The organism is Methylocystis sp. H4A, assembly GCF_015709545.1.
Classification (GTDB): domain Bacteria; phylum Pseudomonadota; class Alphaproteobacteria; order Rhizobiales; family Beijerinckiaceae; genus Methylocystis; species Methylocystis silviterrae.
The window spans coordinates 288,415-309,712 of sequence record NZ_JADNQY010000026.1 but is presented as its reverse complement, the minus strand read 5'-3'; the positions used below and the strand labels follow the sequence as shown (position 1 = coordinate 309,712).

General features: G+C 63.8%; 19 protein-coding genes. 7 read left to right on the top strand and 12 right to left on the bottom strand.

Features of this window, described 5'->3' with window-relative positions; translation table 11 throughout:
- Nucleotides 1-138 precede the first annotated feature (138 nt).
- Together IYW40_RS14650 and IYW40_RS14645 are read right to left on the bottom strand one after the other, a co-directional pair.
- Nucleotides 139-429: a GIY-YIG nuclease family protein gene (locus IYW40_RS14650; protein ID WP_196399329.1), complete on the bottom strand. Its 291-nt coding sequence runs from the start codon at nucleotides 427-429 to the stop codon at nucleotides 139-141.
- A gap of 233 nt (nucleotides 430-662) precedes the next feature.
- Entirely contained in the window at nucleotides 663-1,061 is a 399-nt protein-coding gene (locus IYW40_RS14645; protein WP_196401051.1) for a carboxymuconolactone decarboxylase family protein, read from the bottom strand.
- Between the two features lie 498 nt (nucleotides 1,062-1,559).
- Here IYW40_RS14645 and IYW40_RS14640 point away from each other — a divergent pair, with 498 nt between their 5' ends.
- The 5 genes from IYW40_RS14640 to IYW40_RS14620 all read left to right on the top strand — a co-directional run bounded on the left by IYW40_RS14640 (nucleotide 1,560) and on the right by IYW40_RS14620 (nucleotide 5,577).
- Nucleotides 1,560-1,865, top strand: a complete 306-nt coding sequence (locus tag IYW40_RS14640) for a hypothetical protein (RefSeq protein WP_196401050.1) — start codon at nucleotides 1,560-1,562, stop codon at nucleotides 1,863-1,865.
- A 210-nt stretch (nucleotides 1,866-2,075) separates the two neighbouring features.
- On the top strand, nucleotides 2,076-2,525 hold the full coding sequence (locus tag IYW40_RS14635; RefSeq protein WP_196401049.1) for a host attachment family protein: 450 nt from the start codon (nucleotides 2,076-2,078) through the stop codon (nucleotides 2,523-2,525).
- 264 nt (nucleotides 2,526-2,789) lie between these two features.
- Entirely contained in the window at nucleotides 2,790-3,986 is a 1,197-nt protein-coding gene (locus IYW40_RS14630) for an alpha/beta hydrolase (protein WP_348644282.1), read from the top strand.
- 135 nt (nucleotides 3,987-4,121) lie between these two features.
- The gene (locus tag IYW40_RS14625; protein ID WP_196401047.1) at nucleotides 4,122-5,018 is read left to right on the top strand and encodes a hypothetical protein; all 897 of its coding nucleotides are present in this window, start codon (nucleotides 4,122-4,124) and stop codon (nucleotides 5,016-5,018) included.
- A gap of 58 nt (nucleotides 5,019-5,076) precedes the next feature.
- Nucleotides 5,077-5,577, top strand: a complete 501-nt coding sequence (locus IYW40_RS14620) for a TspO/MBR family protein (RefSeq protein WP_196401046.1) — start codon at nucleotides 5,077-5,079, stop codon at nucleotides 5,575-5,577.
- Here the strand turns inward: IYW40_RS14620 and IYW40_RS14615 are convergent.
- From IYW40_RS14615 to IYW40_RS14595, 5 genes are all read right to left on the bottom strand, one after another.
- Complete coding sequence (locus tag IYW40_RS14615; protein ID WP_246720814.1) at nucleotides 5,574-6,668, bottom strand: alpha/beta hydrolase domain-containing protein; 1,095 nt, start codon at nucleotides 6,666-6,668, stop codon at nucleotides 5,574-5,576. The genes IYW40_RS14620 and IYW40_RS14615 overlap by 4 nt on opposite strands.
- A gap of 19 nt (nucleotides 6,669-6,687) precedes the next feature.
- Nucleotides 6,688-7,356 carry a UdgX family uracil-DNA binding protein gene (locus IYW40_RS14610; protein WP_196401044.1) on the bottom strand — a complete coding sequence of 223 codons (669 nt, stop codon included), beginning with the start codon at nucleotides 7,354-7,356 and terminating at the stop codon, nucleotides 6,688-6,690.
- A gap of 134 nt (nucleotides 7,357-7,490) precedes the next feature.
- Nucleotides 7,491-9,251, bottom strand: coding sequence for a di-heme-cytochrome C peroxidase (locus IYW40_RS14605; protein ID WP_196401043.1), 1,761 nt, complete (start codon nucleotides 9,249-9,251; stop codon nucleotides 7,491-7,493).
- Nucleotides 9,252-9,606: 355 nt separating this feature from the next.
- Nucleotides 9,607-10,155, bottom strand: a complete 549-nt coding sequence (locus IYW40_RS14600; RefSeq protein WP_196401042.1) for an alpha/beta hydrolase — start codon at nucleotides 10,153-10,155, stop codon at nucleotides 9,607-9,609.
- Nucleotides 10,155-11,840: a lysine--tRNA ligase gene (locus tag IYW40_RS14595; protein ID WP_196401041.1), complete on the bottom strand. Its 1,686-nt coding sequence runs from the start codon at nucleotides 11,838-11,840 to the stop codon at nucleotides 10,155-10,157. The genes IYW40_RS14600 and IYW40_RS14595 overlap by 1 nt, the downstream gene beginning before the upstream one ends.
- A gap of 227 nt (nucleotides 11,841-12,067) precedes the next feature.
- On the opposite strand from IYW40_RS14595, the gene IYW40_RS14590 reads away from it, so the two are divergent.
- Both IYW40_RS14590 and IYW40_RS14585 read left to right on the top strand, forming a co-directional pair.
- A complete protein-coding gene (locus IYW40_RS14590) occupies nucleotides 12,068-13,414 on the top strand; it encodes a carbohydrate porin (protein WP_246720813.1) in 1,347 nt (448 codons plus the stop codon).
- Nucleotides 13,415-13,611: 197 nt separating this feature from the next.
- Nucleotides 13,612-14,349 (top strand): YkgJ family cysteine cluster protein, encoded by a 738-nt coding sequence (locus tag IYW40_RS14585; protein WP_196401040.1) that lies wholly within the window; start codon nucleotides 13,612-13,614, stop codon nucleotides 14,347-14,349.
- A 62-nt stretch (nucleotides 14,350-14,411) separates the two neighbouring features.
- Here the strand turns inward: IYW40_RS14585 and IYW40_RS14580 are convergent, their stop codons facing one another.
- The 5 genes from IYW40_RS14580 to IYW40_RS14560 form a co-directional block, all read right to left on the bottom strand.
- On the bottom strand, nucleotides 14,412-15,812 hold the full coding sequence (locus tag IYW40_RS14580) for an ABC transporter ATP-binding protein (protein WP_196401039.1): 1,401 nt from the start codon (nucleotides 15,810-15,812) through the stop codon (nucleotides 14,412-14,414).
- A complete protein-coding gene (locus IYW40_RS14575) occupies nucleotides 15,809-17,116 on the bottom strand; it encodes an ABC transporter permease (protein WP_196401038.1) in 1,308 nt (435 codons plus the stop codon). The genes IYW40_RS14580 and IYW40_RS14575 overlap by 4 nt, the downstream gene beginning before the upstream one ends.
- Nucleotides 17,117-17,248: 132 nt before the next feature.
- Nucleotides 17,249-18,901 carry a hypothetical protein gene (locus IYW40_RS14570; protein ID WP_210327298.1) on the bottom strand — a complete coding sequence of 551 codons (1,653 nt, stop codon included), beginning with the start codon at nucleotides 18,899-18,901 and terminating at the stop codon, nucleotides 17,249-17,251.
- Nucleotides 18,902-19,056: 155 nt separating this feature from the next.
- Nucleotides 19,057-20,220: an N-acetylglucosamine-6-phosphate deacetylase gene (nagA, locus tag IYW40_RS14565; RefSeq protein WP_196401037.1), complete on the bottom strand. Its 1,164-nt coding sequence runs from the start codon at nucleotides 20,218-20,220 to the stop codon at nucleotides 19,057-19,059.
- Nucleotides 20,217-21,248 (bottom strand): SIS domain-containing protein, encoded by a 1,032-nt coding sequence (locus IYW40_RS14560; protein ID WP_196401036.1) that lies wholly within the window; start codon nucleotides 21,246-21,248, stop codon nucleotides 20,217-20,219. The genes nagA and IYW40_RS14560 overlap by 4 nt, the downstream gene beginning before the upstream one ends.
- Nucleotides 21,249-21,298 lie beyond the last annotated feature (50 nt).

Below are 21,298 nucleotides of genomic sequence, written 5' to 3'. Positions count from 1 at the left end.
CGTCATGGCCGGGCTTGTCCCGGCCATCCACGCCGAGAGGCTGCGCAAACGCGGCGAGGGTAGCGCAACGGCGCCGCGTGGATGCCCGCGACAAGCGCGGGCATGACGCGGAGAGGAGGCGGATCCTCTCCTCGCCGATCAGTTCGCCAGATCCTCGTACAAGTCGCGCCACTCGGGATTCATCTCGAGAATGAGCCGGGCCTTCCACGCTCGGGGCCAATGCTTCATAGTCTTCTCGCGCTGGATCGCCGTGCGGATGTCGTCATGCGGTTCGTACCAGACGAGGCGCTTGAGGCCATAGAGTTGTGTGAACCCACGAATGCGGCGCTCGCGGTGCTCGAAGGCGCGGCGCGCGAGGTGGTTGGTGACGCCGAGATAGAGCGTCCCGTTTGGCCGATTGGTCATGATGTAAACCCAACCGCCACGCATAGGCGCATGGTGCGGACGAGAGAGCGTCGCGGCAAGAGTTTCAGCGCGTCATGGCCGGGCTTGTCCCGGCCATCCACGCCGAGAGGCTGCGCAAACGCGGCGAGGGTAGCGCAACGGCGCCGCGTGGATGCCCGCGACAAGCGCGGGCATGACGCGGAGAGGATGCGATAAGGAGAGCAACAAAGAGGGCCTTTCCAACAGCGCTCACCTCACCCCAACTCACTCCACCTACCTCACACCACCTCATAAGCCTCATCAATCGGCACGCCGAGCGCGGCGACCAGCCGGTTCGTCTCCGACGCCATGCCGACGATCGCCAGCACTTCGCGATATTCCTCTTCGCTCATGCCCTTCGCGCGGGCGTTGGCTGTGTGCGAATGGATGCAATAGGGACAGGCGTGGGCGATCGAGACGGCGATGTAGATCATCTCCTTGACCTTCGGCTCTAATACGCCCGGACCCATCACCTGCTTGACGCTCTCCCAGGTGCGCTTCAGCGTCACGGGATCATGCGCGAGCGCGCGCCAAAAATTATTGACGAAGTCGCTTTTGCGCGTCGCGCGAATGTCGGCGAAGACGGCGTGCGCTTCGGGCGATAGGTCTTCGTCGGCGAGCAGTCGAACCGTGGTCATGATTTTTTCCATTTTAAGCGAAGACAGCGAGACGTCATTTGTTGGGAGGGTTGGCGGCGGCGGGCCATGTGCGTGGGCCCGGATTGAAATGATAATTCACGCCGCAGCTCGAGAGCGCAAAGGCGATCGCTACAAGCGATATCAATTTGGCAAGCATTGTTCGCATCTTTCCTCTCCAGTGGCGTTGACGTTCCCTTTTGTCGGAAAAACCCCACACAGGCCCCCTGAATCGCTGCGTTTTCGGCTTGTGAGGATGGCGCGCGTTTTGCTTCTCGCGGCCCGCAACACGCGCGCATGACAGGGAGAGAACGCAGGACGTCAGCGAGTCCCCCTCGCCGAGTTTTCTGCCTCATTTCAAGGCGGTGCGCCAATTTGACCGGGCCGCGCCCAATTGACGCGCGATATGCTGCAGCGCACAATGTTCGCCATATGGCTGCGCTACACGATTCGACGCGGGGCGTGCGCCCGTCGAATTGTCCGCGCGGCGAGGAGGTCACAATGGAATCGGTCAAACAGTGGTTTCAGGACTGGTCGGACGCGTGCGAATACGCGAAGGAATGCGCCCCCGACTTTTCCTTCCTGTCGTCTTTCGCCTTTGGCGAACCCTATACGGCGCTCATCAGCATCGCCGGCCTCTGCTGCCTGGTCTGGGCGCTCAATGAGCGCGCGATCAAGCGGAAAGCCGCTGTCCTGCAGGCGAGGGCCGTAAAGGCTGAAAGCCGCTCGGGATCGCTCGACGCCGCGCTGCGGGAGATGACGCGGGCGCCCGGCAAGGCGGATCAGGAAGAAAAGCTCGCTGCGTGACGCGGCGAAACGCGCATTGAACGCGCCCGGCGGCGCGCTATTCTTGCGTTAGAGCGCTCTTCGCAAAGGGGCGCCTAACGGCTGTCGGGCTTGTGACCCAACTCCCGCGAGGATACGACGCCCGCATGATGCGGCTGCGCGCGGCGCAGCCGAGCGGCCTCGCCTGACGTCCAGATTGATGAGAACGACGTTGGAAGGCGAGGGAGCATCATGACCGAATTTTCCGTCGGCAATGGCGCCTGGGTCCTGGTCGGAGACGGCCGCCGGGCGCTCTTTTTTCAAAACCACGGCGACGCCGAACTCCTCGACCTTCGCGTCGTCGAAACGCGCGTCGACGACAATCCGCCGACGCATGAACAGGGAACTGATCGTCCCGGCCGAAGCTTCACGTCCTTCTCGCCCGGCCGCAGCGCCGTGCAAAATGTCGACTGGCATGAGCTGGAGGAGGAGCGCTTCGCCCGCGCCATGGCGGATCGCATCAATCAGGCGGCCGAGTCGGGCGAATTGAATGCGATCGCCATTGTCGCGCCGCCAAAGGCGCTCGGCGAAATCCGCAAGGAGCTGTCCGCCAAGGCGCAAAGCAAGGTCGTCGGCGAACTCGCCAAGGACCTGACCCGCCATCCGCTCAAGGATATCGAAAAGGCGCTGACCCGCGGTTGAAAGGCAGGGGAAAGTTTTGAGGCTTTCCCCTGCGCAGTCGGAGGCGATTCGTCCCAGCCCCGCCCCCGACGCTCGACTCTCGTGCGAGCGTGGCCATAATGCCGCATTCCTCACGAAAAATCAGTGCGACTGCGCACAACGCGGGCAAACCGTCGCATTTGAGCCGCAATGATGAGGGACGGAGCGTGTTTGGCTTCGCTTAAGCCGCGACGCCGCGTATGAACACTTGAGCACGGGCGGCGTATGGGGCGCGGGCGTATCATCTTGGCGGCGCTTCTGGCGCTCGCGTTCAGCGCTTGTGCGAGCCGGCCGCATGGCACCCTTGTCGCCACCCATCAGGTCGCGCCCGGCGCCAGCGTCGTCGATCTTCTGGTCGTCACCACCCGGCAGCCGGATGACTCCGAGCCCGGCGTCATGTTTTCGGGCGAGCGCGGACATGGCGTTCATTTCGCCGATATCGCCGTCTCAATCCCGCCCGACGCCTCCCGCGTGATCGGCGAAGTGCAGTGGCCGGATGGGCCAACGCCCAACCCGGCCATCCAATTCGCCACCGTTCGCGCCGAGGTGCTGAGCAGGGAGGCGGCGCTCGCGGACTTCAACGCCCGCATCCGCAAGACGCCCAAGCGGCAGGTGCTTCTGTTCGTCCACGGCTTCAATACGCGTTTCGAGGAGGCGGTCTACCGCTTCGCGCAGATCGTTCACGACTCGCGCGCCGACGTCACGCCGGTGCTGTTCACCTGGCCGTCGCGCGGCCGGCTGCTGCAATATGGCTATGATCACGAGAGCGCCAGCTATTCGCGCGACGCCCTGGAACGCGTGCTGCAGGCGCTGCAGCGCGACCGGGACGTCGGCGAGATCTCGATCCTGGCGCATTCGATGGGCAATTGGGTGACCCTCGAAGCGTTGCGCCAGATGGCGATCCGCAACGGTCAGATCGGATCGAAAATCCAGAATATCATGCTCGCCTCGCCGGACGTCGACTTCGACGTTTTCCGGCGCCAGATCGCCGAGATCGGCATACGGCCGTCCGTCTTCACGCTGTTCGCCTCGCGCGACGATGACGCGCTTGCCGCGTCTCGCCGTTTCTGGGGCAATACGCGACTGGGCGCTGTCGATCCGCGCGCGCAGCCCTATCAGGAAGTCCTCGACCGGGATCAGGTCAGAGTCGTCGATTTAACGGGCATCGCCTCCAGCGATCCTTTGGAGCACAGCAAGTTCGCCGCCTCTCCGGAAGTCGTGCGCTCGATCGGCGCCAGGCTGGCGCAGGGTCAGCCGCTGAGAGACGGACAGGCGGGCATCGGCGATCACCTTGGAATCGCGACCGCGGGGGCGGTTTCGGCGGTCGGCGGCGTGGCCGGGGCGGCGGTCGCCGCGCCTTTCGCCATTGTCGATCCGGCGACGCGCGAGAATTTGAGCGAACATTTGGGCGCCGCCGCTCAAAAGCTTGATACACAACACTAATTTAACTCAGCTGTGAATTCGATGCGTCTGATGATTCTATTTTGGAGGGCTGTTGCCCCAATGTCACAGCCAGCGAGGCTGAAGCCCTTTAGGGTTGACCGCTCGCGACGATCACCGCACGGGACTTCAATAGCAATGTCATACAAGCGTCAGCTTCTCGCCGTTCTGGCGGTCGCCCTCGCTGCGTCTTCAGCGCGCGCCGAGAATCCGACATGGTGGAAGGCTCCGCTCTCGGAAAACCCCGGACCCAAGCGCGCCGTCGACGGCGTCAACGGCAAGCTCGAAGGTTTTGGCGGCGGCTCCGACTGGCTGGGCTTCGCGCGTTTGAACAACGCCTCGGCCGGCGGGATGGGGGCGATCACGGCCCCCGTCGGCGACCGTTTTGGCCTTCAGGTCGACGCGATCGCGGCGGCGCATCGCGGCTTCTTCGTGAGCGGCGGCGCCGGACACGCCTTCTGGCGCGATCCGAGCGTGGGTCTCCTCGGCGGCTATGGAGCGATCGCTCACGATAAGCGTCTCGACGACACGCGTTTCCGCATCGGCGCTGAAAGCGCCTATTACTATGGACCGTTCTCGCTCTCCAGCATCGCCGGCTATGAGGAGAGCGCGGGCCATTTCTTCACGCCGCTGGGCTATGGACCGGGATATCTCGCCTATCAGTGGCAGCCGCGGCGCGGGCGCTTCTTCGACATGTTCGATATCAGCGTCTATCCGACCTACAACGTCAAAATCTCGGTCGGCCATCGTTACGTCGGAGGGCGGCATGCGGCCGCGCTCAGCGGCGAGGCGCTCATCTGGAATCTCGGCCATTCCGCGATCACCGGCTTCATCGAAAGCCGCGTGGGCGAGAATGATTACAAAGCTGTCTGGGGCGGCATTCGCATCTATCTCGGCGAGAGCGACAAGACTCTCATCAGCCGCCACCGCGAAGACGACCTGCCCAATTGGCTGAAGGACGACATGTTCGCGTCGCAGAACAGCGTCCGCGTCGGCGCGACGCCGGTCTTTTTCCCAACCCTGCAGCAGCCTTGAAGCCTCCACGCTGCGCCCGATATGCGGGACGCAGCGTGAGCAGGCGCGAGGAGGCGCAATGAGCAGCTCGACGTCTCTTTGGGATCCTCCGTCGCGGCTCGTCGCCGGAGTCGTCGCCGCGGCGCCTGTGCTCGCCGCCGCGCTGCTCGGCAGTTTCGCGACGACGCCAAACATCCCGTGGTACGAGACGCTCGCCAAGCCGCCGTTGACGCCGCCGAATTGGGTGTTCGGCCCTGCTTGGACGGCTCTCTACATATTGATGGCCTACGCCTTCTATCGCGTTCTACGGCTCGAGCCGGCGACGCTGGGCCGGCGCGCCGCGATCATGACGTTTTTTGCGCAGCTCGTTCTGAACGCGTCTTGGTCCTTCGCTTTTTTCTCGGCGCGAAGCCCCCAGCTCGGACTCGTCGTCATTTTGCCGATGGCGGCGCTTCTCGTCGCCACGATCGTATTGTTCTGGCGGCTTGATCGCGTCGCGGGATACTCGCTGGCCCCCACCGCCTTCTGGGTGGCCTTCGCGACCTATCTCAACGCCGGGATATTTATCCTCAATCGCTAGAAGGCGGCTGAACGCGCGGCGGCGACATAGGCGTCGGCGTCCTGCTGCAGCAGCAGCCGCTCCTTGACGAGCTTGTCGGCGATGACGCGCATGGTCGCGACGAAATAGGCGCGCGATCCGTAGCGCTCGACGAGCGCGGAACGAGAGTCGGCGTTCTTCTCGCGATCAACCTTCGTCGCTGCGAAGGGAATCGCGGCGCCTGCGGCGCAAGCCGGGCCTTTCTTGTCCTTTTGCGCGTTGAAGCCTGTGAAGGTCGCGACAGGGAGCGCGAGGTCGGGCAGGCGCAGGCCGGCGATCTCATTGCCGTCCACATCGATCTTGGGAGCGCGGCGCGCGCCCTCAGGCGGCGCCGGCAAGCCGGGAATTTTCGGCCATTTTAAATCCTGCGAGGGCGCTAAATCGGCGTCGAGAGGCGCGCGCGAGGCGGGCGGCGCGACGCCCTTGGCCGTCCACTCGTCGAGCGCGGCGAACAGCGCGCGCAGCGCGGGGGCCGAGGGGCGCGCGTTAACGGGCGCGACGCAATTCGCCGTCGCGGTCGAAGAGGCGATTCCGGCAAGGTAAAAGCGCCGACCGTTCGGCGGCGCGGCGTTGGTGAATTCGACGCGCGGCTTCTCGCGCCAATAGGCGTCGGCGCCCCAAGTCGCGATATAGCGCGTCGGGGCGGCGGGCTCGCGGTTCGCGTCATGGAGCAACAGGCCGTCGAATGCGGACGAGGCGCCCGACATCGCATCGGCGTCCACGCCCTGCGCGCGGCCGAGCACGCGCTTTATCTTGAGCGCGCCGCGAAGATGGCCGAGGACATCGCGCAAGGCCGGCTCTCGGGCTTTGTCGGGGAGCTTGCCGACATCGAGCGTCAGCACGGCGAGTCCGCGCTCGAGCGCCAGCGGTTTTATGTCCTCGCTTGACTGCGTCTCGATCAAGATTGACGTCGCGACGCCGCTTGGCGGCTTCGCCGGCTTCGCGAGCGTTCCGGCGATGTCGTAGGACATTCCCTCGAGCTTCACTGTCGCGGACATCGCCTCGTTCGCGCCGTCGGGCCGCGTTTCGAATTTCAGCAGTTCGGCGTGGGCGCCGCAGGCAAAGGCCAGCAATCCTACGAGCGCAGCGCCTCTAACTGGCGCGCGCGTCCTTTTCGATCCAGCGGGCGATCTTGCGAAGATCGGCGAGGAAGCCTCGCCACGCCTCGCGCTTATCTGATTCATCCTTCAAGCGTAGCAGAGAGGAGGGGTGAACGGTGGCCAGGAATTGCGCGCCGTCATCAAGGTCAATGATGTCGCCGCGCAGACGCGACACCGCCTCCGAGCGGCCGAGCGCGCCGCGAATCGCCGTCGCGCCGAGCGCCACGACCAGTCCGGGACGAAGCAAAGCGCGCTCGCGATCGAGCCACCAGCGGCAGGCGTCGATCTCGCCGGCGTCGGGCTTCTTATGCAGACGGCGTTTGCCGCGCGGCTCGAATTTGAAATGTTTGACGGCATTGGTGACGAAACATCTGTCGCGGGCGACGCCGGCGCGCTCCAGCGCGATGTCGAGGAGCTTGCCGGAAGGCCCGACGAAGGGACGCCCCGACACATCTTCCACATCGCCCGGCTGTTCGCCGATCAGCAGCACGCGGGCCCGCGGCGGTCCTTCTCCGGGTACCACCTGAGTGGCGTTTTTATAAAGCGGGCAGCGCGTGCAGCCGGCTTCTTGCTCGGCCAGCGCCGAAAGCGAAGGGGCTTCGGCGAACAGGCTGACTGCAGGCGGAGGCTTCGCCCGGAGAACGAGTTCGGATTTCTCCACCTGTCCCTTCCTCCGCGTCGAGCGACGCCAAGAAGGTCGATATAGGCGACGCCGTCGCGCGGAAAAGCAGATTTAGAAAAAGGGGCGACGTCGCCAGGAAGGGTCTCGGGACATTGCGTCCCGAGACGCCCCGATCACAGCGTCTTCAGATATTCGAGCAGGGCGCGCTTATCCGCCGCGCTCAACGCCGTTCCGAAGTCGTGGCCGCAATGGCTGACGCCGGAGCCTCTGTTGCAGTCCGTCTTCATCAAGAAGGTCGACTTCGGCTGCTCAATGGCCAAGCCGACAGCGGCAATGTCATAGGCCGGCCCGACTTTGAAGTCGGTGACGCGGTCCTGAGGCGGCTTCAACAGCTCGGCGAGCGACGGAACCGAGGCGTTGTGCAGATAAGGCGCCGCCGCCCATATGCCTTCGAGGACGCGCGATTCAAATTTGAGTTTTCCCGGCGTCTCGGGTGCGCGGCGGCACGCCCATCGTCCTGCGCCCGGCGTGCCCGGAATCTTGTAGACGCCCTTTAGTTCTTCGACCAAGGGCCGCAGAAGCGCCAGCGCCACGTCGGCCCTTTGACGCTCGACCGAATTCACCGTGACGGGAAGGAAGTGCTGCAGGATTGCGCCGCGCGCCGCGGTCGCCAGCACCGAAACGGGCGCGTCGGTTCTGCCAAGGGGCTCGGATACGAAAGGAATGAAGGCGCCCGTCAGCGCGCCGGTGTCGACCTTCCACTCCGGCGCGAAATATTGATATTCGCGCGCGTCGGTGCCGACGTCCTGAACGGGCGTGCACCAGGTGTCGGGATTGAGCAGACGCGGCTGTCCTCGATCGATCCCGTGGCAATCAGCGCATCCGCCCTCTTCATAGGGACGCTCGTAGATGAGCCTTCCCTGGGCGGCGAGCATCGTGTCCACGGGCCACGGCCATTTCGGCGGACCGATCCGCTCGACGAGCCGCTCCAACTCGATCAGCCCTTTGAAGTCGACTGAATTGGCCTTCACGTAATTGAAGCCCAGGAGATGCGTGGCGTCTTTCTCAGGGAAAAATTCGCCGAAGACGCCGTAGACCTGTCCGACATTTCTGGCCATGGCCAGAATGCGGTCGCCATTGTCGGCGAAGCCCGGCCACTGCGTATGATCCTGCCGCGGCGCGTTCCACAGGAACGGCGGCCGCACCGGCGCGTCCGCCTTCCGCATATTTCCCAAAATGATATGCGTCGGGCCGGGCCCGATATCGAGGCCGGTGACGCGGTTGAGGATCATGCCGACGGCGTCGATACGTCCGGCGCCCCAGGGCCTGTCTTTGGGGAGGCCCGCCTCGGTGATGGCGTGGTGGCGCGCATACCAGAGATCGACTTCGGCGCGCAGCTTGGTCTCTTTTTGCGGATCGTAGCCGCTTCCGAGAACAGCCTTGGCGAATTCAGAGAAGGACGCCGTGTCCGCGAGAACCTTCCCGACTGCGGTATCGAGATCGGCCCAAAGCGCGCCCATGTCGGCGAGCGCCGGCCCGCCGTCAATGCGATAGGCCTTGCCCTCGACGTCGATCTGCCGCGTATGGCAGGCGGCGCAGCTGGGTCCCAGGACTCCATCCGATACAACGAAGCCGACCGGCAGCCCCGGCGTCGGACTCGCGGGGTTGGCGAGATAGCCGTAGCGGGCGAGTCCATCCGCTAGAAAGGGTTGTCCGTCAGCCTGCTTGAGCGCTCTGATCCAGTCCCAGGGGATGAGGCGGGAGCCTTGGCTCGTGCGGTAAAAGTCGTTCCAGGCCTTTTCGTCCCAAGGGCCGGCTCCGGGAATGGAGGAGGGCTGCTCGACGCGTTCCAAGGCCATGGAAGCCGGCGCGCCTGCGGCGAAAAAGACAAGTGTAAGCGCGGCGGCGAAGCGGAAGGATTTCGTGATGCTCATCTCAATTCTTCTCAGTGAAAACGGCCGTTACAAACGCGTGGACGCATGCAAAAACTCACGCGAAGCGCATGGCGGCAAGGTCGACGATCGCCAATAGCGTGTCAATACTCCGAACTGATGACGCAGGGCTCCGAATCCAGGTTAACGAGGGGTCATCTCGCCGCGTCATGGCCGCGCTTGTCGCGGCCATCCACGCGATGACGCGAGGCAAATGTGAGGATATGAGCCGAACCTACCGTCTCCGCGCGAAGCGTTTCGCGGTTGACCGGCGTGGATGCCCGGCACAAGGCCGGGCATGACGGCTGAGAGTGAGCTGAAATTAACCAGAGTTCGAAGCCCTGACCGATGACGCGCGTTAGAGTTTCGCCATGAAATTGGCGAAGGCGAGCGACCCCTCCGGCCAGGGCCCGTGGCCGCTGTCGACATTGATGTGGCCGGCGGCGCCGGCGTCGATGAAGCGCGCGCCGATATCCTGCGCGAGTTCGCGCGCAAAGAGCAGATCGGCGTAGGGATCGTCGCTGCTGCCGACCAGCGCCGCAGGGAACGGGAGCTTCGCGCGCGGTATCGGCAGAAAGGCGGAATCGACCGACGGCAATTCGCGGATCACCGTTTCTGAGGGCGGCGCGACAAGAAAGGCGCCGGCGATCTTTTCGCCGACGCGTTGCGCGGCATGCAGAGCGGCGATGACGCCGAGCGAATGCGCGACGATCACGGCAGGCCGCGCGCTCGCGAGAACCTCTCGCGCGATCGTCTCTTCCCATTCGGCGCGGATCGGCTTCTCGAAGTCGCGCTGAGTTACGCGTCGCGCTGTCGAAAGTTTCGCCTGCCAGCGCGTCTGCCAATGTTCGGGGCCGGAGTCGCTCCAGCCCGGCACGATGAGAATGTCGGCTTCGGCGACGCGCATCAGGCGGTTTCGCGCGCCACAAAGGCGCCGTTGAGCGCATCCTCGATCAGCTTGCGCGTCTCGGTGACGCCGTAGAGCGCGATGAAGGAGCCAAAGCGCGGGCCCTTCTTCTCGCCAAGCAGCACCTCATACAGCATGTTGAAGAAATCGTTGGAGACGCCGGGGCGCTTCGGCGTCGCGCCCTTGGCGTTAAAATCCTGGTAGCGCGGCGCGGCGCGGGCGACGTCGTAAAGCGCCGACTGAATCTCTTCGGCGCTGGCGTTGTCCATGCCGCGCAGCGTCTCGTCGATTTTGAGCAGCACCTCGCGTTCGACCTCGTCGGCGGCGCGATAGGTTTTCGCCGGCTTCACGAAATCGCGGAAATAGGCGACGGCGTAGCCCACGAGCTTATCGAGCCGCGGATGATTTTCGGGCGTCGCGGATCGCGCATAACGGCGCAGAAATCCCCAAAGCACGGCCGGATCTTCGGCGTTGGCGACGGCGGCGAGATTGAGCAGCATGGAGAAGGAGACGCTCACGCCCTTGGCGTCGCCCTCATGCGCCAGCGTCTCGGCGTGCGGCGGGTCACCGGCGTGGATGTGCCAGACGGGATTGCCGAGGCGGTTCTTCCAGTCCTGGCGCGGATAGGCGTCAAGGAAATTCAGATAGTCGTCGACCGCGCGCGGGATCACGTCGAAATAGAGCCGCTTCGCCGCCGTGGGCTTTTGAAACATGAATTGCGCCAGGCTCTCGGGGCTGGCGTAGGTCAGCCATTCCTCGATCGTCAGGCCATTGCCCTTCGACTTCGAAATCTTCTGGCCCTTTTCGTCGAGGAAGAGTTCGTAGTTGAAGCCTTCCGGCGCCCGCCCGCCGAGCGCCCGCACGATCGCGCCGGACAGCTTCACCGAATCGATGAGGTCCTTGCCGGCCATCTCGTAATCGACATCGAGCGCATACCAGCGCATCGCCCAGTCGGGCTTCCATTGCAGCTTGCAATGGCCGCCGGTGACGGGCGTGGTGAAAGCCTCGCCCGTATCGGGATCGGTCCAGGAGATCGTGCCGGCGTCTGCGTCATATCCTGTCAGCGCGACCTGCATGACAATGCCGGTCTTCGGATGGATCGGCAGGAAGGGCGAATAGGTCGCCGCGCGCTCCTCGCGAAAGCTCGGCAGCATGATCTTCATCACCGCGTCGTAGCGCTCGAGCATATGCTTCAAGGCGGCGTCGAAGCGGCCGCTCTTATAATATTCCGTCGACGACGCGAATTCATAGTCGAAGCCGAAGGCGTCGAGGAAGGCGCGCAGCCGCGCATTATTATGCGCCCCGAAACTGTCATGCGTGCCGAAAGGGTCCGGCACCTGCGTCAAGGGCTTGCCGAGATTGGCGGCGACGAGTTCTTTATTCGGGATGTTGTCGGGGACCTTGCGCAGCCCGTCCAAGTCGTCGGAGAAGGCGAGGAGGCGCGTCGCGATCCTGCCCTCGGTCATGACTTCGAACGCGCGGCGCACCATGCTGGTGCGCGCGACCTCGCCGAAGGTGCCGATATGCGGCAGGCCGGACGGGCCGTAGCCGGTCTCGAACAGCACGCTCTTCTGACCGCTCGCCTCGACGCGTTTGACGAGCTTTCGCGCCTCTTCGAACGGCCAGGCGGGCGAGACGCGCGCGGCTTCGACGAGTTCGGGCGACAACAGGAGCGGTGCGGACATGGGATGCGAACTGGCCAATCTGTAGCGGGAAGCGCGGCACAGTAGGGAGAGGGGCTCGGGGCGTCAACGCGTAAGCGGGCCGCTTCGCCCCGGGGACAGGCGCCGGACGTCGGCAGCGAAGCGAAAGCTCGCGGCTGTTGCGCGCCGTCAATAGACAAGCGCGGGGATGCCGCTAAGCTCGACGGCGCATGTGATTCACCGATCTGGCTTGCGGGAAGGCCGAAGCGATGTGGCGGAGGAGGGAGTGGAGCGGGCCGGCCTCCTCCAAAAGGCGACGCCCGCGCGCGCGCAGCCTAATCGCAGCGGCCGGCGTCCTCGTCGCGGCCCTCGGAGGCCCGGTCCTCGCCGAAGACGATGCCGTCTCCCTCGCCAAGCAGAAATCGCTGACGGATACGCCGGGCGGCCCCAAGGAGCAGCTGCGCAAATTCGGCGTCAACGTCGACGTTTGGGTCACGCAGTTCTACCAGGGCATTCCCGCGGGCGCGATCGACCGGACGGCGCGCTACGGCGGCAAGATGGACATGTTTCTGCGCGTCGACGGCGAAAAGCTCGGCTTTTGGAAGGGGCTCAAATTCAACGCGCAATATGAGCATTACTTCGGCCGCAATTTGAACCGGCAGGATCTCGCGCTGCTGCCGGTCAACGTCGCCCAGGCGTTCATCGAGCGCGACGGCTATCACTCGGCGCTGTCGATGACGCTGACGCAGGAGCTCAGCGAAGAGCTTTCGGTGACGATCGGCAAGTTCAACATGCTGACGCTCGCCGCGCAGACGCCGCTCGTCGGCGGCGGCGGCATCGACACTTTCATGAACCGCGCCTTCGCGCTGCCGTCGACCGGCATCGGCGTCAGCTCGCCGGAAAGCGTCGCCGACCGTCTGATTATCGCGCCGCCCTATCTCTTGGGCGGCGTCGCCGCGCTCAAGACCAAATATTTCGACCTCAAGCTGATGGTCGCCGACCCGCGCAACGCCCAGCAGCCGCGCGTCATCACGCGCCCATTCGAGCGCGGCGTCGGCGCCGGTCTGATGGCGACCGTGCCCATCGAGATCGGCGGCCTCCGCGGCTTCCATACGCTGCGCTTCGCCTACAGCAACGCCAGGGGCTTCGACCTCGACGACATCGGCGAAACCCGGCAGTCGATCGCCCGGCTCCGGGGATTGACGAAAAAGGGCTTCTGGTTCGCCTCCTACGCCGTCCAGCAATATTTCGTGCAGAGCGCCACGGACCCCAAACTCGGCTGGGGCCTGTTCACGCTTGCGACGCTGTCGGACGGCAATCCCAATCCGGTCAGATGGAGCATGCTCGTCGGTCTCGCCGGCTACAATCTGATGACGGGCCGCGAGGACGATCGCTGGGGCGTCGGCTATTACCATTACGGGCTGACCCAGCCGCTCCTCTCCGGACTGGCGGCGCGGCGAATCAATCGTCGCAGCGAAGGCGGCGTCGAGGCCTTCTATAATTTCGCCGTGACCCGATGGCTGCGGCTCTCGGGCGACGTCCAGATTATCGATCCGTGGAATCCGCTGCGGGCGCGGGCGAGCTATCTCGGCCTGCGTCTGCAGACGATATTCTAGTGGATAAAATCTGACGATTTCTTCGAAATCGCTCCGTGTCAGCTCCAGTGCTATGGAGTCCACGAGCGCCATCTCGGTTGGTTAGCATTGGCAGCCGCCTCTGGCATGTGGGGTTGACTGCAGGACCGGCGCGGCCTCGATTGTCGGCTACGTGCTCGCCCTGATCATCTTACCGGCGCGAGGTGGAGAAGATACGAGTGAGCGCAGATACCAGCCCTTCCGCCTTCTTCAAGGCCGCGTCGCATGCCTTCAGCGAAACGATAGGCTCCTGCCGGGCGCGTCCAGAGCTCGTCGCGCTGCTCTGCGCGCAAGCTTTTGACAGCTTCACGCAAAACGTCGCCCTTCAGGCGGCAGGCGCGCCAGCGCTCGCCTGTCAGGGAGAATGCGCGGCCTGTTGCCGCCTTCGCGTCGTCGCGACGGCTCCGGAAATATTCCTGCTCGCGCGCTTCATTTCCGTCAACGCCGCCGCCTTTCGGGAGCGCGGCATAATGCTCGGTAAGCGAATCGCCGACGCCGATCAGGCCGTTGGCGGCCTGTCCGAAGAACAGCGACTGACCGCCCAGCATGCCTGCCCGCTGATCGAAGGCGAATTATGCCTCGCCTATAAAATTCGTCCGCTCGCTTGCCGCGGTCATGCGGCCTTCGACAAGGCGTTATGCCTTGCGGCTGTGAGAGGCGAAGCCGTTGAAGCGGCGATCTCCACGCCGCATCTCGTTGTCCGCAGCCTCGTTCAGAACGCCCTGATGGCGGCGCTGCGGCGCGCCGGACTGGCTTGGGGACTCTATGAGGTCAACAGAGCGCTCAACTGCGCGCTCTCCGCGCCACATGCGCTCGAACAATGGATATCAGGCGAAGATCCTTTGACGAAGGCGCGAATTCCCGACTTCGACCTTATCGAAGCGGCGGCGATTTTGGACGCTGCCGCCACCGCGTAGCGCGAGGATTGCGCCCATCGACTTAAGGGAGACACTGGAGAAGGGCGCCAAGGCGCGCGACTTCAGTGCGGCGGCATCCAGATCCAGACCGGAGGCGGCCCGGGAAACCGGACATCTTTGGCGATCGTAGCGTCGTCAACATTGTCGGGTTTCAGATAGACATAATAATTATCGACCCGCTGAAATAGCTCATTCGTGGGTGTGCTCTCGGGACTGACAAGCATGTTGTTGCTGAAGCGCACATGCATGTAGTGGGGCAACAACTCGGTGAATTTCGTGAGGCGAGCCTCAAAAACGAAGCGGTAGAGCTGCCGGCCTGTGACTTTCAGCACCGCGGCGGTCGCGTCATCGATCGGCGTGAGCGGCGCTTCCTGCCACCCGACCCCCACCTGCACGAAACCCTGCACGCTCGGCGACATGACGTAAATGGGCTTTTCGGCTTTTGTGTTCTCCAGATAAATCGTCACCTCATAACGGCCGTCGCCAAGCTGCGTAATCGACGCGATGTCGCTCTGCAAAGTGGACGTTGCAAGTTCTTCGAGGGCGGCGAGTCGCTGCCGACCGGCGTCAAGTTCATACTGCTGGTAGCGCGCCACGCCGTAATTCGCCGATGACGCGAGGACGAACAACAGCGCTGCGGCGGCGAAGATGCGTCCCGCTGTCGCCCACAGCGTCTTGCCGAGTTTTTCGAAATCGCGCGCGCCGTCTGCATCGGCGCCGATCGGCGCGGGCGCTTTTAGCGCGGACGGTTCGGGGCGCCGGATCGGCGCAGCGACGAAGCCGCGCGGCGCGTCGCTTGGAAGAAGAATTCCTTGCCGCATCTCGAACATGCGATCGGCGCGTTGCGCCAGCGCATGGTTGTGCGTGACGAGCGCCATGGCAAAATTTTCTTCTCGTCGCAAATCGTCGAGCAGCGCGAATATCTCTTCTTCCGTCTCCTCGTCGAGATCGCTTGTCGGTTCGTCCCCGAGAAGCAATTGCGGTTCATTGATCAAGGCCCGAGCGATGACGACGCGACGCTGCTCGCCGCCGGACATCTGTCCTGGGAAGGCAGTCATCCGATCGCTCAGGCCGACGCGGGCGAGAAGGCCTTGCGCGCGCGCATAGGCCCATTCTGGCGACACGTCGTCACCCAGAAGGGCTGGCAAGGCGACATTGTCGATGGCGCGAAGATTCGGGAGGAGGCTGGGGAACTGAAAGACGAAACCGATGCGCTCCCGCCTGACATCGGCAAGCTGCGCCTCGGGAAGATCCCAGATCTCGTCCCCCGCCAGTTGAACCCTGCCTGCGGTCGGCGCCGTCAGCCCGCCGACCATGGCGAGCAGCGTCGATTTACCGGAGCCAGATCGTCCGACGATCGAAACGAACTCGCCTGCGCCAACGATCAAATCGGCAGAGATTACCGCGTCCACGCCAGGATCGCCGCCGTAATGCTTCCGCAAACCCTTGGCGGAAAGAATCATCGCGCGCTTTCCATTTGGATCATCGCATAGGGTTCGAGACGCCGCGTCCGCCAAGCGGCGACAAAAGCCCCTCCGACGCCGATTGCGACGCCGCAGAGCGCGGCGGCGCCCGCGGCGATCCATATGATTCCGGCAGGCGGCGCGTCGAAGGGCACGCCGAGAGACGAGAAGTAAAAGCCGAGGGAACGGGCAAAAACGAAAATCAGCGAGAAACCCGCGCCGATGCCTAACAGGCCGCCAAAGCCTGTGATGAGCCCCGCCTCGATCAGGGTGATCGATATGATCTGCGCCGGCCGCGCGCCCATGGCCCGCAGCACGCCGATTTCGCGATAGCGCTCTTGGACGATGGCGGAAAACAACAACGACACGAGAAAGAAGATCGCGAGCATCAGCAAGCCTGCAAAAATCGCCACGCCCCAGAAGAGACTTCCTAGCGATTGGCGCGCCGCGGTGAAGATCGGATTGCCCGTGACGATTTTGATTGCCGGGATCTGTCCAATGGCGAAACGCGCTTGCTCCGCCGAGGCGCCGGGCGACAGTTGCAGGAGAAATGCAGAGACACGATCCTGCGCGATTGACGGAAGGCATTCGGCCCGTCCTGCGGCGTGATCATGATGCGTCGCGTCGGCCGCTTCCGAAGGCGAAGACGCGGGCGGATGAACAGGAACCTTCGCAGGGCGCGCCCGGATCGCGGCGGCGACAAGATCGTCGAGCGCGGAAAAAGTGATGAAATAAGATTCGTCAAAGGGACCCACGCCGGTTCGGCCCAATCGGCCCGTCACGACCAGCGACCGACCGCAAATCGTCAGGGCTTCGCCAGTCTTCAGCGCTACCCGCTCGCCAACGAGCAAGCCCCCGGTCGCGGCCACGGGTTTCTCCCCCGCGGGCAGCCAAGATTCGACGGTGAAATCGGTCGCCTGATCATAGGCGATCAGATTGATCGCGCGCCCCTCGACGCTCGCGCGGACGAGATGCTGCGCGGCGACCTTCGCCACGCCGGGAACGGCGCTGAGCTTGCTGCCCAGCGCAACGTCCAGATCGAGATCCGTCGGCTGAATTGTGAGCAACGTGCTGGTGATGTTCACCAGGGCGCCATGCGGCACGACAAGGAGATCGGCGCCCATTCGCGAAAAGGTCGTCAAGATTCCTTCCCGCAGCGACCAGCCGGTGACAAAGCCGGAGAAGACAACCCCGACGGCGATCATCACCGCCAAGCCGAGCAAGAGACTGCGCAGCAGCCGACGTCCGACGTTCTGAGCGCCGAGCCGCACCAGCAGGAAGCGCGAGCGATGGCGTTTCGTCATAGGGGGAACCGTTATCTGCAGTTCGATGCGGCCAGGCTTACGGGGCGAGGCCGCGTCGTTAAGTAGCCGCGATCGTTTGAGACGCTCGTCGCCGGGCGCAAGCGAACCGTCTTTGCGGGTTCGCCGATCCCGTCAGACTGTGGTGCAGCGGCTGTGGATCAGTTCTTCGTTGTTCCGCGGAACAATGACGCAGTCGTGGTGACCGCCAAAGTTCGGAATATAACCAACGGGCTCCAGCGTATCCTGCGTGAAGATGAAGGTTCCTCCTTCGAGCCGCTGGAATCCGCTGAAGATCGCGAGCACATATTTACCGTCATAGGTGACATGCATCGTCTGCAGGTCAACGCCCACATTCTCGAAGCGCTTGATCGTCGTCCACGTATTGGTGTCGACGACGACGATGGCGCTTTTCGCCGGCTTGCGATGCAGCTCGGAGACAAACATCTTTGAGCCGTCCATCGAATAGGTGATGTGGAACGGGCTTGGCGTCGAGCCGACCCAGTGCGAATCCTTGAACTCGGTGACTCGCTTCCAGTTGCGCGGATCGCGATCCGAACAGTCGAACACGCCCATGCTGTTTTGTCGGGTGTTGTTCGTCATGGTGAACCATTTGCCGTGCGGTCCAAAACCGCATTCGTGTCCCGACGACACGACATTATCCAGCTTGATGTCCCAAATGCCGTCGGCGATCTTTTTGACCGGAATGCTTTCCTTGGTCGTGCCGTCCGGCGAAGAGATGCACGCAACCGGCTCCATCGTCGTCCGGTCGATGACGACGCCGACGGCGAACATGCGAAGCGTCACCAGCGAGAGCGGATGGATCGGATGGTGGACGCAATTATCGGCGCCGGTCAGCGTCTTCACCGAGTCGCCCGGAAGCTGTCCCGAATAGGCGAGATACTCGCCCATGGGCACCATCTCCCAATCGAGCTTGTTTCCCTTGACGCCGCGATAATCGTACAGCCCGGTGTCAGGCGCCTTTAAGAGACGGGAAACGCGAACGGTTCCTCCCTTGAACCAGTTGTCCTCGAGCACGCCGTCCGGCTCGTTTCCGCGCCAGTCGAAGCGGAATGCGTCGATCACCGTCGTCTTCTGGTTTCCAGTGGCGCGATTGAAGAAGGCGACCACATCCTTTTGCCCGTCCGCGACCGTGAAGCCAGACGCATCCGGGAAAATCACGGTGTGCACGCCAAGTCCGATCCCCGTGGTCTCGGCGACATTCTCGAGCAAATTCATCTGCTGCCCGTCAAAGCCGACGCGATAGATCTGATTGCCCTGGCCCCACAAGGGATCGAGCATTCCATGTTCCCGGATCTGCGTGGGGATGCCATAAATCAGGACGTTCTGCCCACCCTGGGTCGAGTTTACGAATTCGAAGCCTTTGCGCGGGTCAGCCGAAGGAAAGGCCGCGAGATGATGGGCGATCGGGCAGCTGTCGCCGTAATTCCAATATTCGATCCAGGCCATTGTCTTGCCGGTCGCAAGATCCTGCACCTGAGCGCCCCCGCCGAGCTTCGTCGGGGTGAGCCAGACGTAGTCGCCAAGCGTCGCAAGACGCGGCGCGTTCGCCTCCGCCGCCGACGCTGAGTCTCCCATCAGGCGTGAGAACAGCCCTGTCGCATTGGCGGATTTGGCGCCGAAGATGGTCCCGATAATTCCGGCCGTAGCGGCGCGCAGCACCTCTCTACGTTCCACCCGGCCACGCTGATTGAGAGGCCGCACAACCTGCGGCGCGGCGATCTCCGACGCCACTTTTTCCGACGGGAAGTTTTGATCGGTAGACATCGGTCTCTCCCTAAAAGCGCAGCGAGCTCGATCCAATCCAATGAATCGAGAAGTGAGAAATTGTCTGCGATATAGTTCTTCGCCCGGCAAGCACTTTTGTGGATGCTCAATATTCGCTTGAGCGAGGTTGTCGCGCTTCTGACGTGGCCCACGAGCTAAGCCCCCGGATAATAATCCGATCTTTCGCCGGCCACCCAGGCGGCGGAGACCGAAATATCCTTTGGATCGAACGCTGCCATGTCGGCCCGATATCCCGGCGCGAGGCGGCCGAGCGAGCGTCCGAGACCTAGAAATTCGGCAGGGTGGCGAGAGGCGCAGCGCAGCGCCCGCTCCAGAGGAAGTCCGAGAAGTCGCACGCAGTTGCGAACCGCGCTCGCCATCTCGATCGACGATCCTGCAAGCGCGCCCTCCTGCGTGCGGCAACTGCCGTCGCGGACCATGATCCGCGCGCCAAGGAGATCGAACTCTGTTTTTATCCCGCCGACCGGCGGCATGGCGTCGCTCACCAGCATGGGGCGTCCGACGCCGCGCATCGCCAATCCCAGCATGGCGGGCGCGACGTGCTCGCCGTCGACGATCATCCCGTAATAGGCGTCGGGCGATTCGAGCGCCGCCGCGACAGGTCCGGGCTCGCGCGCGGAAAGCGGACGCATCGCGTTGAACAAATGCGTGAAGCCCGTCAGGCCCTCGGCCATTGCGGCGCGGGTTTGCTCATAAGTCGCCATCGAATGACCGAGCGAGACCTTCGCTCCCGCAGCGACAAGTTCGGCGATGAAGCAGTTGGGCGCCTCCTCGGGCGCGAGCGTCACGAGCAAAACGCCCTCGCGAAACGCGCCGAGCATTTGGCGATGATGGGGTTGTGGGCGGCGGATAAACTCTCGCCGATGAACGCCCGGTTTTTCCGGCGACAAGAAAGGGCCTTCGAGATGAACCCCGAGAATGCCGGGCTCATGCGCCATGACTGCGCTGACGGCGCCAAGCGCCGCAGCCATCGCTTCATCGCTATCAGTGATGAGCGTCGGCAAGAGCGACGTCACGCCGAACTTGCGATGCGCCTGCGCAATCGCCGCCAAAGCGGCGGGCGTCGGATCGGCGTTGAAAAGGACGTCTCCTCCGCCGTTGACCTGAATGTCGATAAAGCCCGGCGCGAGCCATGCGCCTTGAGCGACGTTGTAAACTTCAATCGAAGTTGGGAGATCCGAGCGCCGCGTCAGCGCCGCGATTCGCGTATCTTCGATCACGACGGCAAAGTCGTCATGCTTTTTTTCGCCGTCGAAGACGACGTCCGCGGCCACCGCGCGTCGAGAGCAGCCGTTCATCGGGTGCGCGTGATCTTGCGCAGGTGGCGCGGCCGGTCGGCGTTTTTTCCGCGCATCGCCGCCAGGCGAACGACCATCGCGTAGAAGCTCTGGATCAGACAGATCGCGTCGGTTTCGGGATGTTCAGGGGGCAACGCTGGAAGCCGGTCGGGCGTCCGCGCCTCCGAGGAGGTGATGAAGACCGCCGCTCCCTTTGCCCTGAGATCCGCGGCGAGCTGCGTCATGCCCGCGGCGGCGGCGTCAGTCGGCGCAAACATGAGCACGGGATAGTCAGGCGCCACCAGAGCGACCGGGCCGTGGAGGAATTCGGCCGAAGAAAAGCATTCCGCGTGGAGATCCGAGGTTTCTTTCAGTTTCAGGGCTGCCTCGCGCGCGATGGCGAGCGTCGGACCGCGTCCGATCGTGACGAGGCTTTCCGCGCCTGCGATCCTCTCCAGGACGCCGCTCCAGTCGAGATCGCTCGCGGCGGCGAGGCGATCCGGCAACGCCCTCAACGCGTTCGCGAGCGCCGCGTCCTCGGACCAAACGGCGACCAGTCGGGCAAGCGCCGCCACCGATGCGATGAACGTTTTGGTCGCGGGGATGCTGAGCTCGGGGCCCGCCGCCATCGGCAACACGAATTCGCAAGCCTGCGCGAGCCCGCTCGCCGGGTCATTTGTGATGCAGGCGGTCACGGCCCCGCAGGCGCGCGCCGCAGCGGCCTGTTCGATGATGTCGCTGCTTTCGCCCGACTGTGAAATTGCGAGAAAGAGCTGGTCAGCCAAGCGCAGAGGCCGCTGATAGATCGTCGTGATGCTGGGCGCGGCGGGCGCCACCACAACGCCGAGGTATCGCTCGATCAGATGCTTGCCGAAGGTCGCGGCGTGCGCCGAACTGCCGCGCGCGCAGGTGACGACGACTTGAGGCGGCTTGCGCCGTAACCGATCCGCGAGAACTGGGAGAACCTCGGCGAGCCCGTCACCCTGCCGTCGCACGGCCGCCGGAGCCTCTCGCATATCGGAAATCATCTGCGCGTCGAGGACGGTCATTGGTTTAGGCTTCCGGTCAAACCCATCAGCACAGAGATTGAGCCGGACGC

What these genes read in the sequence shown, in the direction of transcription:
- IYW40_RS14650 (WP_196399329.1), bottom strand. Translation starts at nt 429, where the DNA reads ATGCGTGGCGGTTGGGTTTACATCATGACCAATCGGCCAAACGGGACG.
- IYW40_RS14645 (WP_196401051.1), bottom strand. Translation starts at nt 1,061, where the DNA reads ATGACCACGGTTCGACTGCTCGCCGACGAAGACCTATCGCCCGAAGCG.
- IYW40_RS14640 (WP_196401050.1), top strand. Translation starts at nt 1,560, where the DNA reads ATGGAATCGGTCAAACAGTGGTTTCAGGACTGGTCGGACGCGTGCGAA.
- IYW40_RS14635 (WP_196401049.1), top strand. Translation starts at nt 2,076, where the DNA reads ATGACCGAATTTTCCGTCGGCAATGGCGCCTGGGTCCTGGTCGGAGAC.
- IYW40_RS14625 (WP_196401047.1), top strand. Translation starts at nt 4,122, where the DNA reads ATGTCATACAAGCGTCAGCTTCTCGCCGTTCTGGCGGTCGCCCTCGCT.
- IYW40_RS14620 (WP_196401046.1), top strand. Translation starts at nt 5,077, where the DNA reads ATGAGCAGCTCGACGTCTCTTTGGGATCCTCCGTCGCGGCTCGTCGCC.
- IYW40_RS14605 (WP_196401043.1), bottom strand. Translation starts at nt 9,251, where the DNA reads ATGAGCATCACGAAATCCTTCCGCTTCGCCGCCGCGCTTACACTTGTC.
- IYW40_RS14600 (WP_196401042.1), bottom strand. Translation starts at nt 10,155, where the DNA reads ATGCGCGTCGCCGAAGCCGACATTCTCATCGTGCCGGGCTGGAGCGAC.
- IYW40_RS14595 (WP_196401041.1), bottom strand. Translation starts at nt 11,840, where the DNA reads ATGTCCGCACCGCTCCTGTTGTCGCCCGAACTCGTCGAAGCCGCGCGC.
- IYW40_RS14590 (WP_246720813.1), top strand. Translation starts at nt 12,068, where the DNA reads ATGTGGCGGAGGAGGGAGTGGAGCGGGCCGGCCTCCTCCAAAAGGCGA.
- IYW40_RS14580 (WP_196401039.1), bottom strand. Translation starts at nt 15,812, where the DNA reads ATGATTCTTTCCGCCAAGGGTTTGCGGAAGCATTACGGCGGCGATCCT.
- IYW40_RS14575 (WP_196401038.1), bottom strand. Translation starts at nt 17,116, where the DNA reads ATGACGAAACGCCATCGCTCGCGCTTCCTGCTGGTGCGGCTCGGCGCT.
- IYW40_RS14570 (WP_210327298.1), bottom strand. Translation starts at nt 18,901, where the DNA reads ATGTCTACCGATCAAAACTTCCCGTCGGAAAAAGTGGCGTCGGAGATC.
- nagA (WP_196401037.1), bottom strand. Translation starts at nt 20,220, where the DNA reads ATGAACGGCTGCTCTCGACGCGCGGTGGCCGCGGACGTCGTCTTCGAC.
- IYW40_RS14560 (WP_196401036.1), bottom strand. Translation starts at nt 21,248, where the DNA reads ATGACCGTCCTCGACGCGCAGATGATTTCCGATATGCGAGAGGCTCCG.